The organism is Bartonella sp. AS69XJJH, from assembly GCF_042195585.1.
Classification (GTDB): Bacteria; Pseudomonadota; Alphaproteobacteria; order Rhizobiales; family Rhizobiaceae; genus Bartonella.
Window position 1 is genome coordinate 115,007 of record NZ_JBHIOO010000003.1, and the last position, 12,879, is coordinate 127,885.

Annotated in this window: 12 protein-coding genes; 6 read left to right on the plus strand and 6 right to left on the minus strand. The window is 36.8% G+C overall.

Going from position 1 to position 12,879, the window contains the following annotated elements:
- Positions 1-106: 106 nt before the first annotated feature.
- On the plus strand, positions 107-1,183 hold the full coding sequence (gene prfA, locus ACFIK6_RS02490; RefSeq protein ID WP_375641638.1) for a peptide chain release factor 1: 1,077 nt from the start codon (positions 107-109) through the stop codon (positions 1,181-1,183).
- Complete coding sequence (gene prmC, locus ACFIK6_RS02495) at positions 1,180-2,046, plus strand: peptide chain release factor N(5)-glutamine methyltransferase (protein WP_375677325.1); 867 nt, start codon at positions 1,180-1,182, stop codon at positions 2,044-2,046. Before prfA ends, prmC begins: the two co-directional genes overlap by 4 nt.
- On the opposite strand, the gene nrdF is transcribed toward prmC, so the two are convergent.
- From nrdF to nrdH, 4 genes are read right to left on the minus strand one after another with little or no spacing between them, the layout of a single operon-like run.
- Positions 2,043-3,017 carry a class 1b ribonucleoside-diphosphate reductase subunit beta gene (nrdF, locus tag ACFIK6_RS02500; RefSeq protein ID WP_273722534.1) on the minus strand — a complete coding sequence of 325 codons (975 nt, stop codon included), beginning with the start codon at positions 3,015-3,017 and terminating at the stop codon, positions 2,043-2,045. The genes prmC and nrdF overlap by 4 nt on opposite strands.
- 11 nt (positions 3,018-3,028) lie before the next feature.
- Positions 3,029-5,179 (minus strand): class 1b ribonucleoside-diphosphate reductase subunit alpha, encoded by a 2,151-nt coding sequence (nrdE, locus tag ACFIK6_RS02505; protein ID WP_375641640.1) that lies wholly within the window; start codon positions 5,177-5,179, stop codon positions 3,029-3,031.
- Entirely contained in the window at positions 5,161-5,559 is a 399-nt protein-coding gene (gene nrdI, locus ACFIK6_RS02510; RefSeq protein WP_375636005.1) for a class Ib ribonucleoside-diphosphate reductase assembly flavoprotein NrdI, read from the minus strand. Before nrdI ends, nrdE begins: the two co-directional genes overlap by 19 nt.
- Complete coding sequence (nrdH, locus tag ACFIK6_RS02515) at positions 5,559-5,783, minus strand: glutaredoxin-like protein NrdH (RefSeq protein WP_005774163.1); 225 nt, start codon at positions 5,781-5,783, stop codon at positions 5,559-5,561. The genes nrdI and nrdH overlap by 1 nt, the downstream gene beginning before the upstream one ends.
- A 680-nt stretch (positions 5,784-6,463) precedes the next feature.
- Between nrdH and ACFIK6_RS02520 the strand changes: the two genes are divergently transcribed.
- From ACFIK6_RS02520 to ACFIK6_RS02535, 4 genes are all read left to right on the plus strand, one after another.
- On the plus strand, positions 6,464-7,216 hold the full coding sequence (locus ACFIK6_RS02520; protein ID WP_375641641.1) for an ABC transporter ATP-binding protein: 753 nt from the start codon (positions 6,464-6,466) through the stop codon (positions 7,214-7,216).
- A gap of 3 nt (positions 7,217-7,219) precedes the next feature.
- Positions 7,220-8,089, plus strand: a complete 870-nt coding sequence (locus ACFIK6_RS02525) for a metal ABC transporter permease (protein WP_273790610.1) — start codon at positions 7,220-7,222, stop codon at positions 8,087-8,089.
- Between the two features lie 10 nt (positions 8,090-8,099).
- A complete protein-coding gene (locus ACFIK6_RS02530; protein ID WP_375641642.1) occupies positions 8,100-9,017 on the plus strand; it encodes a metal ABC transporter solute-binding protein, Zn/Mn family in 918 nt (305 codons plus the stop codon).
- 1,348 nt (positions 9,018-10,365) lie between these two features.
- Positions 10,366-10,503, plus strand: a complete 138-nt coding sequence (locus ACFIK6_RS02535; RefSeq protein ID WP_375641643.1) for a hypothetical protein — start codon at positions 10,366-10,368, stop codon at positions 10,501-10,503.
- 465 nt (positions 10,504-10,968) lie between these two features.
- Here the strand turns inward: ACFIK6_RS02535 and ACFIK6_RS02540 are convergent, their stop codons facing one another.
- Complete coding sequence (locus tag ACFIK6_RS02540) at positions 10,969-12,015, minus strand: sn-glycerol-3-phosphate import ATP-binding protein UgpC (RefSeq protein WP_375641644.1); 1,047 nt, start codon at positions 12,013-12,015, stop codon at positions 10,969-10,971.
- A 2-nt stretch (positions 12,016-12,017) separates the two neighbouring features.
- Entirely contained in the window at positions 12,018-12,869 is an 852-nt protein-coding gene (gene ugpE, locus ACFIK6_RS02545; protein WP_375641645.1) for a sn-glycerol-3-phosphate ABC transporter permease UgpE, read from the minus strand.
- Between the last annotated feature and the right edge of the window lie 10 nt (positions 12,870-12,879).

Genomic DNA, 12,879 nt, shown 5'->3' on the forward strand with positions numbered 1-12,879 from the left:
TTTTTGTATGATGCTATACGGTAATTCATTGCCAATATTATAACAAAAAATCATTGCAACAAAATATTATAAAAATTGTATTATGAAAAATTAGGCTAATATTATCATGGTTTCTTTGCCACAAGATCGTATGAGACAGCTTGAAAAGCGCTTTGAAATAATTGAAAGCCAAATGACGACTAATCCAAATGCTGAAACATATGTCAAATTAGCTTCTGAATATGCAGAACTACAACCTGTTATTGCCTCTATACGCGCATTAAATGCTCTTTACAGAGAGATTACAGAATTAGAAACGATTATCAACGATAAACAAACAGATATAGAGATGCGTAATCTTGCCCAAGAAGAGCTACCATCGTTATATAAAAAAGTAGAGCAATTTGAAAAAGAACTCCAGATTTTGCTTTTGCCTAAAAATGTTGCTGATGAAAAAAACGCTATTGTTGAAATTCGAGCAGGAACGGGTGGATCAGAAGCAGCACTTTTTTCCGGTGATCTTTTCCGCATGTATGAACGTTATGCCCATGCTCACAATTGGAAAGTAGAAGTTATTTCACTCAGTGAGGGGGAAGTTGGCGGATATAAAGAGATTATTGCTACCATCTCAGGAAAAGGTGTCTTTTCTAAATTGAAATATGAATCAGGGGTTCATCGTGTGCAACGCATCCCTGAAACAGAGACAGGTGGACGTATCCATACATCTGCTTCTACCGTTGCTGTGCTTCCAGAGGCTGAAGAAATTGATATTGATATTCGTCCTGAGGATATTCGTATTGACACAATGCGTGCATCTGGAGCAGGAGGACAGCATGTTAATACAACAGATTCAGCTGTTCGTATCACGCATATTCCAACAGGAATTATGGTCGTACAAGCAGAAAAATCACAACATCAAAACCGAGCGCGAGCCCTTCAAATTTTACGAGCACGCTTATTCGATATCGAACGACAAAAAGCGGAAAGTGAACGTTCAGCTTCTCGTAAAAGCCAAGTTGGTTCTGGCGATCGTTCAGAACGTATTCGTACCTATAATTTTCCACAAGGACGCGTCACGGATCACCGTATTAATCTAACCTTGTATAAGCTTGATCGCATTCTAGAGGGAGATCTTGATGAGCTTCTTCATGCTCTCATCTCAGATTATCAAACAACCCAGCTGATGGAAATGGATAATAATTGAGCAAATATTCTTTCAAGAACGTCATCCAACAAACGCGAGAAAAATTGCGTACGAAAGGAATTTTGGAAGCCGATCTCGATGCGAAAATACTTGTTGAATGGATAACAGGAATAAATGCTGCTGAACGAATTTCTAAACCAGATATGCATCTGTCTTCTGAGCATATTATACAAATAGAACAGGCTGTACAACGGCGTATTGCAGGCGAACCCGTCTACCGTATTATAGGAGCACGAGAATTTTATGGCATATCTTTCGCATTGTCTCAAGAGACGTTAGAACCCCGTCAGGATACAGAAACGCTCATCGATCTTGTTCTCCCTTTTCTCAAAAAACAGGTCGAAAATTCGAGAAAAACAACATTCCTTGATATGGGGACAGGAAGTGGTGCCATTGCCATTGCACTCCTTAAACAAATTCCCCAATCCTATGCGGTGGCGGTCGATATTTCTGAAGATGCCCTTAATACAGCGAAAAAAAATGCAAAAAATGCTGAAGTAGAACACCGCTTCACACCTCTTCTTAGCGATTGGTTTGATTCTGTCACAGGTCCCTTTGATTTCATTGTTTCCAATCCACCTTATATTCCCGCAAAAGATATCAAAAAACTTGCAAAAGAAGTGCGCTTACATGACCCATTGCGCGCTCTGATAGGAGGGGAAGATGGACTTGATTTTTATCGAAAACTCGCCCATGAAGCAGCCGACTACTTAAAAGAAAACGGCTATGTCGCTGTTGAAATTGGTTTCTCTCAAGAAAATGAAGTCTGTAATTTGTTTGAAAAAAATGGTTTTCAATGTTTAGAAATGCGCAAAGATCTGAGTGGAATACCCCGCGCACTTCTATTTGCATGCAAACATTAAAATTCCCAATCATCATCCGTGGTAGCAACTGCCTTGCCAATGACATAAGAAGAACCTGCCCCTGAAAAAAAGTCATGGTTTTCATCAGAGTTTGGTGATAACGCTGCCAAAATAGCAGGATTAACACGACAAACCTCAGGGGGGAAAAGAGCTTCAAAACCTAAATTCATTAAAGCCTTATTAGCATTATAATGAAGAAAAATTTTAACATCTTCTGTTAATCCAAGCGCATCATAAAGATCTTCAGTATATTTGCATTCGATGTTATAAAGGTCAAAGAGCAGGTTAAAAGCAAAATCTTTAATTTCTTGTCTTTTGGCTTCATCAAGCTTTGCAAAGCCCAATTGGAATTTATAACCTATATAATAACCATGGACTGCTTCATCACGAATGATTAATCGAATGAGATCTGCTGTATTGGTCAACTTAGCGCGACTGGCCCAATACATGGGCAAATAAAAACCAGAATAAAATAAAAAGCTTTCCAGCAAAGTCGAAGCAATTTTTTTCTTCAGTGGATCATTTGCTTCATAACGCTCAAGTACTAATCTAGCCTTTTTCTGCAAATGAATATTTTCTTCTGACCATCTAAACGCATCATCAACTTCTACCGTCGAACAAAGGGTTGAAAAAATAGAGGAATAAGAACGTGCATGAACCGCTTCCATGAAGGCAATATTCGTCAAAACTGCCTCCTCATGCTCTGTTATCGCATCAGCCAGAAGCGAAATGGCTCCTACGGTGTTTTGAATTGTATCTAGAAGCGTTAATCCTGTAAAAACACGAATTGTGAGTTTACGTTCTTCATCCGTTAAGCTTGACCATGAAGGAATATCATTGGAAAGTGGTACCTTCTCAGGTAACCAAAAATTCCCAGTTAAGCGGTTCCATACTTCAAGATCTTTCTCATCATGTAATCTATTCCAATTAACAGCGCACACAACAGGATTTTTGGTTGTAATCTTTGTCATATGATGATCTCCTATAAACTACACGAAACACAGCCATCAACTTCTGTTCCACTTAATGCTACTTGCCGTAATCGTACATAGTAAATACTCTTTATACCCTTTTTCCAGGCATAAATTTGTGCGCGGTTAATATCACGTGTGGTAGCGGTATCAGGAAAAAATAATGTTAATGAAAGACCTTGATCAACATGCTGTGTTGCAGCAGCATAGGTATCTATAATTTTTTCAGGACCAATCTCATAAGCATCTTGGTAAAAATTCAAATTCGTATTATCCATATAAGGAGCGGGATAATAAACCCGCCCAATTTTTCCCTCTTTGCGAATTTCAATTTTTGAAGCAATTGGATGAATAGAAGAAGTAGCATGATTAATATAGGAAATAGATCCCGTAGGTGGAACTGCCTGCAAATTGCGGTTATAAAGCCCATACTCAATAACTAATTTTTTGAGTTCCTGCCAATCCTTTTGATCTGGGATAACAATATTGTTCCGTGCAAAAAGCTCTTGCACAAGCGCAAATTGTGGTTTCCATTCTTTTTCAATATATTTTTCGAAAAAACATCCATCTGCATAAGCTGATTTTTCAAACCCTGCAAACATTTCTTGACGTTCACGTGCAATCAAATTGGAAGCCCGTATAGCGTGATATGTCACAATATAAAAATAGATATTAGTAAAATCAATCGCTTCTGGAGACCCATAATAGATTTGCTCACGTGCTAGAAACCCATGCAAATTCATTTGTCCCAAACCAATCGCATGACTTTCAGCATTGCCTTTCGCAATGGAAGGCACACAGGCAATATTGCTCATATCTGAAACCGCAGTAAGAGCACGAACAGCAGATTCCACGGTCTGTCCGAAATCAGGACTTTCCATTGCTTTGGCAATATTCATGGATCCAAGATTACAAGATATATCACTTCCAATCGTGCGATAAGTTAAATCTGTCTCCAGTTCACTCGCCTCACTCACCTGCAAAATTTCTGAACATAAATTGCTCATACTTATGCGCCCAGCTATCGGATTCGATCGATTAGCAGTATCCTCAAATAAAATATAGGGATAACCCGACTCAAATTGAATTTCCGCTAATGTCTGAAAAAAAACGCGTGCACTTATTTTCTTTTTACGAATTTTTGCATTATCAACAAAAGAACGATAATGCTCCGTTAAAGAAATATCGCTAAAGGGCTTACCTGTCACACGCTCGATATCATAAGACGAGAAGAGGTACATATCCTCATTATTCCGTGCAAGCTCAAAAGTAATATCAGGAATGACGACACCAAGGGAAAGCGTTTTGATTCTAACTTTTTCATCAGCATTTTCACGCTTTGTATCCAAAAACTTCATAATATCTAAATGATGGGCATGCAAATAAACAGCCCCAGCCCCCTGCCGTGCCCCAAGCTGATTGGCGTAAGAAAAAGAATCTTCTAAGAGTTTCATCACCGGTAAGACACCTGAGGACTGATTTTCTATTTGCTTAATTGGTGCCCCAGCTTCCCGCAAATTGGTTAAACAAAGCGCCACACCTCCACCACGTTTTGAAAGCTGCAAAGCCGAATTAACCGCACGACCTATCGATTCCATATTATCTTCAACACGTAGCAAAAAACACGAAACCAATTCACCACGTTGTTTTTTCCCAGCATTTAAAAATGTCGGGGTTGCCGGTTGAAAACGTCCTGTAATAATTTCATCCACAAAATTTTCAGCAAGAGCTTTATTCCCTTGTGCCAAATATAAAGCTACAAGACAGACGCGATCTTCATAACGTTCAAGATAACGTTTCCCATCAAAAGTCTTCAGTGTATAGCTGGTATAATACTTAAATGCGCCTAAAAAGGTAGGAAAACGAAACTTAAATGCATAAGCACGTTTAAAAAGTTTTTTTATAAAAGAAAAATCATAAAGCTCAAATAAAGCTTTTTCATAATAACCTTCTTCTATTAAGTAATCTATTTTTTCCTTCAGGTTATGAAAAAAAACTGTATTTTGATTAACATGCTGAAGGAAATACTGCCGTGCGGCAAGCCGATCCATATCAAATTGAATATGACCATTTTCATCATAAAGATTAAGCATTGCATTCAGCGCATGATAATCAGTAATCTGATCCGGTTTCTGCGATTGTCCTATACCAATTGTTTCCAAAATCTTTCCAATCCCTTTTTTACATAAATAACGTCTTCATCAGTTCCACGCAGCTCAAAACGATAAAGGCAAGGTACACAACATTTTTCAGCAATGATTTTACTTGCTAAATTATAATAGCAACCAAAATTACGATTCCCACCACCAATGACACCACGAATTAATTTTCGATTCTCAGCTTCATTAAGAAAATGGATAACAGCTTTCGGCACTGCCCCTCTTCCCTCACCATCTGCATATGTAGGAACAACCAGTACATAAGGTTCACCAACCAATGCAGAAGGCTTTCTTTTATCAATTTTGAAGAGTCGTTGACCAAGTTGCGAGACAAAATGTTCTGTATTACCCGTTGCACTCGAATAATAAACAATAAGCCCCATTAAGCACAAAGACCACTAATCATATCTGGTCTAAAACCAGACCAATGATTTTCACCACAAACAACGACAGGAACCTGACGATACCCCAGAGATTGAACAAAACTGTATGCTTGTTCATCACAAGAAATATCAACAACACGATAATGAATGCCTTTTGCATCAAAAGCGCGGCGTGTAGCATCACATTGGACACAAGATGGTTTACTATAAATAGTGATCGACATTTTCTTCAACTTTCACAATTCCAAACAATCAACCCTACACGGTTAATCTAATAATTTTATAGGTACTCAAGAATAACAAAAAAACAGAAATTGTACGCAAAACATGTGGTTATTTTCAAATAGTACGCAACTTCCTGAACATAACAAAATTCCTCATCAAATAACGTCAAAGACTATGATGAGAATAAGCGATTATTCTACAACTTAAATGGCAAAGCCCCCTAGTTATAAACAATCTTTTGCTTGGCAAACAATTCCCTCCTGCTGTCTAAAAAACTCACGTTCTAAACTACCGTTTTTCAAGAGCTCTGTTTGCTCTTTTACGGCAAAAATCAATTACAAAAACGAAAGGAAATCCTTCCAAAAGAGATCCTTCAGTAAAAATACTGCTATGCCTTTGGCCAGTAAACTCTTTACAATAATGGAAATAACTTAGATACCAAACGAAACACACTAACACCCTCTCTTGTGCTTATTTAGAATCACCAATCATTTTGATACTATATATAGTATATACTCTCTCTCTTTCGTCAAGGTGAATTCAATTATTATTTTTAATTTTCCACGATCTTCCCACTAAAATTTTCAGTCCTCAAAACTATGTAATAATATAACATTTTATTGACAAACGTTATGTTATTACATAGTTTCCAAAATAATAAGCAACGATGGTAAAGAATATGGATCTGCACTTCAATAAGACAACATTAGGCTATGGGAATAGGATAGCAATAAAGAATTTTTCAGCAAAGCTAAAAGCTGGTTCATTGGTCGCAATAACAGGTGATAATGGCGCTGGAAAATCGACACTGCTAAAAGCCATCGCTGGATTGATTAAACCTCTCAAGGGAAAAATTACAAAACCAAAAAAAAGCCGCATTGCTTATCTTGCTCAGCAATGTGATGTAGATAAAACATTTCCAATTGATGTGAAAACGCTTGTAAAAACAGGACTGTGGTCTTTTTGTGGATTATGGAAAAACCAGCGCCCTTATGATTCTAAGATTCAAAATGCGCTTAAAATGGTTGGACTTACAGAACTCGCACCCCGTTCGCTTGAAACATTATCAGGCGGGCAATTACAACGCGCTCTTTTTGCACGTATCATTGTGCAAGATGCCAATATTATTTTGCTTGATGAACCTTTCAATGGTGTAGATAATAATACCCAAAAAGACCTTCTTGCACTGATCACATACTGGCAACAGCAAGGACGCACAGTTCTCACCGCACTCCATAACCCTCTCATCGTGCAAGAATTTTTCCCCCAAATGATTCAAATTGATCAACAAAACGCCTTTTATGGAGAAACAACACAGTTTTTAAACAACGCCATTCATCACGTTATGCCACTTCTCACATCCAATTCTTTCCCTATTAGCGCACAAAAACAAAATCTTCCCATCAATGATCCTCTCTTTCTTAGGTTATAAGACGTGTATGCATTTTTTCTTGCCCCCTTTGTTGATTTCCAATTTATGCAAAACGCCCTTATCGGTTCTATTTTTCTGTCTATTAGCGCTTGTCCTGTTGGTGTATTTTTAATGCTCCGTGGAATGAGCTTGACAGGAGATGCTATCTCTCATGCCATTCTTCCTGGTGTTGCAACTGCTTTTCTGATTTGTGGCTTTTCCCTCATATCTATGACACTTGGTGGCATCTTCGCTGGTATTATTGTTGCTTTAGCAACCATTTTAATTTCACGAAATAGCTTTCAGAAAGAAGATGCATCCATGACTGTCTTTTATCTTATTGCACTCGCGGCAGGTGTCATTATTATCTCACTAAAAGATTCAACAATTGAGCTGCTTCATCTCTTATTCGGATCGGTTCTTGCACTTGATGCACAAGCCCTCTGGTTAATCACTACTATAATGCTGATTACACTATGCAGTCTTTGTATTTTTTGGCGTGCACTCGTTTTAGAAAGCTTTGACCCCCTCTTTTTTAAATCACTCTCTCCATTGAGTAAATATATTCATATTTCATTGCTTGGACTTGTGGTGTTGAATCTGGTTGGAGGCTTTCAGTCACTAGGAACATTACTTTCCGTTGGCATTATGATGATTCCAGCTATTACAGCCCGTTTTTGGTTTTCACGGCTAGGCCCTATTTGCGCGCTTTCCACTCTTTTTGGAATCATTTCTAGCGTATGTGGTCTCCTGCTTTCTTTTCATCTTTCACTTCCCTCCGGCCCTGCTATCATCATTGCTGCAGGATTTATTTATCTTGTTTCCTGCTTAATAAGTCCACGTGGCTTTATTGTAACATGGTTTCCCCACCTCTTTTATACCTCCTCACTTTAAGGAAAAAAATGTGCCTAAGTTTGCTCAAACAATTGTTTTTCTTGGAGCTTTATTGCTTGCCCTTTCTCCATTTTCTGCTTCTGCACACAATAAAATCAAAGTTGTTGCGAGCTTTTCTATTCTTGCAGATCTCGTAAAAAATGTAGGAGATAACCATATCTCTATGACCACTTTTGTCGGTCCCAATGCGAATACCCACACTTATGAACCTACCCCCCATGATGCTCAAGCTCTTAGAAATGCTCAAATTATTTTCATCAACGGACTTCATTTAGAAGGATTCATTGATCGCCTCATTACAGCAAGCGGTACAAAAGCACTTCTTGTCGAAGTTAGCGCTAACATTCCCTCCCTTAAAATGAAAAATCAAGAACATAATGCCTCTCACCACCATAGCGTTATTGATCCACACGCTTGGCAAACAATTCCCAATGTCAAAATCTATGTAAAGAATATCGCTGCTGCTTTTTGTAAAATCGATCCACAATCCTGCACCAGCTACAAAAAAAATGCCGAAACCTACATCAAAAAACTTGAAATAGCACAAGATACCCTGAAAACAAAAATTGCTACTATTCCTAAAGATAAACGTATCATTATCACATCTCATGATGCCTTTGGCTATTTTGCCGAGGAATATGGTTTTACTATCCTTGCCCCTCAAAGTGCTTCAACAGAAGCTGAAGCAACCGCAGCCGATGTTGCTAAACTTATCAAACAAATTAAAGCGAATAAAGCAGCTGCACTATTCGTTGAAAATATCTCTAATCCCCGTCTCATAAAACAGATTGCAAAAGAAACAGGTTTAAAAATTGGTGGGACACTTTATTCTGATGCATTGTCAAACAAAAATGGCCCTGCAGCAACTTATCTCGATATGATGGAACATAATGTGAATACCATCATTGATGCCATCACAAAACATTAAGATCTTCTACAAAAGAGATAAAAAAGAGTTCATAAAATCCTAAGTCTATGATTATGTTACTAATGATACCCAATATCTATAATTGATAACATTGATATGAAATAAAGTTACTTTTAAAGAGAAATTTATACTCAATAAATGCTAAGATAGATAAAGTAAGTGAATTTATTGCCTCATGGTGCCCAGATCGTCAACGGCATCATTCTATTTTCCAACGCTTCTTTTACAATTTTTACAATAACTCTCAACACTTGAAACGATTCATAAGAAGCATTTGGGGTCTCTTTCCTAAAGTATTTTTATCTACCCAACTCCATTTATAACATGCAAGTAGAATTAATGTATGAATAAAAAAACACTTGAAAAAAATGCCTCTTATGAAGAGTCTCAACACAATAATTGTTGCAATGTTGGAAACTGGCAGAGAGTACGATGATGGCCCAAGCTTGATTTTTATAAGTATAAAGATTGAGATACACAATGGATTTTATGTTATACTACTCATAAACGACTGCGTGAGAAAATAGTTGGAACAACCTTACAAGATATTTTAAACAAGTGCGTGAATTGGCAACCTAATAGCCTTCTGTTTAGGTGTTCTGTTTTGTATGAGAGATGCAACTCTATTCAAAGAACGTAATAAAAAATGTGTTCGGCAATGCGTAATCTCCATTATGTAAGAGACATTAGCTCAGATGTTTTTGAGAATTGCAATACTAAATTAAAAGATGATGCTAAAGATAGAATCTATTTTTTATCTTGATGCTTTCATATTCCCCTAAATTAAGCAGTCCCCTCATTTTAGAAATTACACAAGCAGATAAGTTTATTCTACTCTGGCATACACAACTGAATACAGCACTGAACCGTCTTCATATTTGTCTCAAACATACTGCTATATAAAGTTTAGGTTGATTTATAAGCAACAAAAAAGCACGCGCTTTATAAGAAAGCAATATCATAAAACCATTAATAGACTGGCAATATATTTAAAAAATATACCAGCTTTTATAAAATGCTTTGCAAAACAACAATATAACTGTCTTTGTCCCTGCTGATTCTTATAGGTGTTCGCACCAATCCCTTATGTTATATTCATAAAGATCTGTTTAAGGATGATCTATAGGCAATTTTAAATTCAAAAATATAGAATGATCAATGAAATGTTACAGATGTGTTTCATTTGCTTTTATCATTAAAAATAATGAAAATTGTAAAACAAGCGCGTCTTCTATCTCTCAGTGATTTCTTTTGCAACTGATTGGATACCCTCGCTGAGAATTGCATAGTGATTTACATGAGTAAAAAATAAACTTGCAGTATGCGCACATAGGTTTCTCTCTAATTTATGTTATTGGTAGAAAAAACAAATGCTTCTTATAGGAGCTCTGAAAGCATTTTAGATCATATGGTCAGCGGTAAAATAGAATGTGCCTATTCTCGTACAGACTATTTAGAACAGCGTCGTATTTTGTGGCTCAAATAGACTTCTTATGTTAGGAAACAAAGCTAGGATATGGGGCGCATCCTCCCTTATCTGTGAATTATTGTTTCCCTCTATTTCTCTCATTTACTTTTTATAAGTTACATAAATTATTACATCAAGGAACATATGATAATATATTGTTTTTTATAAAAAAATTATAAATGAGAAAATATGGTTAATAAATGGTTATTTTATATTGATATTTTTTTATAATGAAAATGATTTTATTATGTTTGAGGTTTGAAAATAATATTCTTCTCACAGACCCTGAAAATGCACATTTTGTTCATATAAATGTTTTGACATTCTCAGCGCCATGGGACAATGGATCATTACCAAAACTTTTAAAATTTTATTTTTAATCCCATCGGTTATAATCTGATTTTGTAAATGTAATCGAGAAAATCGAAACGCAACATTATCATGACGCGGTATAAAAGAAAGTCGTGTCACATCAATTAATGCTTATTTATTATTTGTGCGCTTTCCAGTGTTTTTGTTAAAAGTATGAAAATTCTGATGAGCGACAGTGAAACTTAGTTTTTGATCATAGTCGTGTGTCAAGCGTTCTTTTATTTCAATCGTAAAGATGATATCATTCCAGCGCGTTAAAACATGGCAACCTGTTCCAATAGGCTTGATAAGCTCAATTTTTGTGTGAAAGACAGGTCCTTTATCTGGATGTTCGCCTAATAAGATTATTTCAGGTCTGAATGCTAAAAGATCAGTTTCTTCGCTATAAGAAAATGAATGCCCTAAATGTTGTTCTAAGACATGGCGATTAAGAAAATTCATAGGAGGAGAACCAATAAAATCAGCAACAAATGTTGTTGCTGGAGTGTCGTAAATTTCCATTGGTGTTCCAATTTGCTCGATAGCTCCTTTATTCAAAACGACTATTCTATCAGCTAATGTCATAGCTTCTAGTTGATCATGGGTAACATAGAGGCTCGTTGTTCCTAATGAACGCTGTAGTGTTTTTATTTCAATACACATTTGCGCCCGTAATTTTGCATCAAGATTTGAAAGAGGTTCATCAAAGAGAAAAACACGGGGTTGACGTACAATCACACGCCCCATTGCAACACGCTGACGTTGTCCTCCTGATAATTGTCGTGGTTTACGATCAAGAAATGGTTCTATCTCCAAAAGCTTTGCAGCATGTGCGATACGTTTTTTAATTTCTTCTTTAGGGGTTTTACGATTTTTAAGACCATATTCTAAGTTTCCACGAACTGTCATATGGGGATAAAGGGCATAATTTTGAAAAACCATAGCGATATCACGATCAGCTGGTTCACGATCATTGATACATTCGTTATCAATGCATAATTCACCTGAAGTAACTTGTTCAAGTCCTGCTATAATACGTAATAAGGTCGATTTTCCGCACCCTGAAGGACCGACAAGAACAAGAAGTTCTTTATCGGCAACAGTTAAGTTTAAATCATCAATGACCAGAATGCCGTTGTCATACTGTTTTTTTATATTTGATAACTGGATTATGGCCACAATTACTTCTCCGTTTCAATAAGGCCTTTGATAAAAAGCCGCTGCATGAAGATAACAACAAGAACAGGGGGAACCATAGCAACAACCGATACTGCCATGAGTATATTCCATTGAGGATCATGTTGAAGAGATTCAACAACAAGCTGTTTTAAAATAATAAGGATCGTTTGATGATTTTGATCCGTTGTGATGATAAGAGGCCAGAGATATTGTATCCATCCATAAATGAACATAATGATAAATAAAGCAGCGATATTGCTTTTACTAAGAGGAAGAAGAATATCCTTAAAAAATTTAACTGGACCTGCCCCATCAACACGTGCCGCCTCTAAGAGTTCATCTGGAACAGTCAAAAAAAACTGGCGAAATAAAAATGTAGCGGTTGCGGATGCAATAAGTGGAATAATCATTCCACTATAGGTGTTAACCATCCCCAATTTTGCAACAATCTCATAGGTTGGAAGAATACGAACTTCGACAGGGAGCATCAATGTAACAAAAATAAGAACAAAAGCAGTTTTTCGGAAGGGAAAGCGCATGTAAATAATTGCATAAGCAGACAAAAGTGAAATAATAATTTTTCCAATACTAATCCCAAGAGCCATAATGAATGAATTCATTAAGAGTGGCCAGAGGTTGGGCAAACCTAGCTGTGCAAGGCCATCACCAAAGATTGTTTTATAATTTTCCAGAGCATATTTCCCAGGCAAAAGAGGAAGTGTTCCTGAGTTAAATGCTGCTGAACTATGAGTTGATGCAATGATAGCAACATAAACTGGAAAGCAAATAATGATGATACCAACAATGAGAGTAATATGGGTTAGAAATTTCAAAACAGGACGATTTTCAACCATAATTTGTTTC

What these genes read in the sequence shown, in the direction of transcription:
- prfA (WP_375641638.1), top strand. Translation starts at nt 107, where the DNA reads ATGGTTTCTTTGCCACAAGATCGTATGAGACAGCTTGAAAAGCGCTTT.
- nrdF (WP_273722534.1), bottom strand. Translation starts at nt 3,017, where the DNA reads ATGACAAAGATTACAACCAAAAATCCTGTTGTGTGCGCTGTTAATTGG.
- nrdI (WP_375636005.1), bottom strand. Translation starts at nt 5,559, where the DNA reads ATGGGGCTTATTGTTTATTATTCGAGTGCAACGGGTAATACAGAACAT.
- nrdH (WP_005774163.1), bottom strand. Translation starts at nt 5,783, where the DNA reads ATGTCGATCACTATTTATAGTAAACCATCTTGTGTCCAATGTGATGCT.
- ACFIK6_RS02520 (WP_375641641.1), top strand. Translation starts at nt 6,464, where the DNA reads ATGGATCTGCACTTCAATAAGACAACATTAGGCTATGGGAATAGGATA.
- ACFIK6_RS02535 (WP_375641643.1), top strand. Translation starts at nt 10,366, where the DNA reads ATGTTATTGGTAGAAAAAACAAATGCTTCTTATAGGAGCTCTGAAAGC.
- ugpE (WP_375641645.1), bottom strand. Translation starts at nt 12,869, where the DNA reads ATGGTTGAAAATCGTCCTGTTTTGAAATTTCTAACCCATATTACTCTC.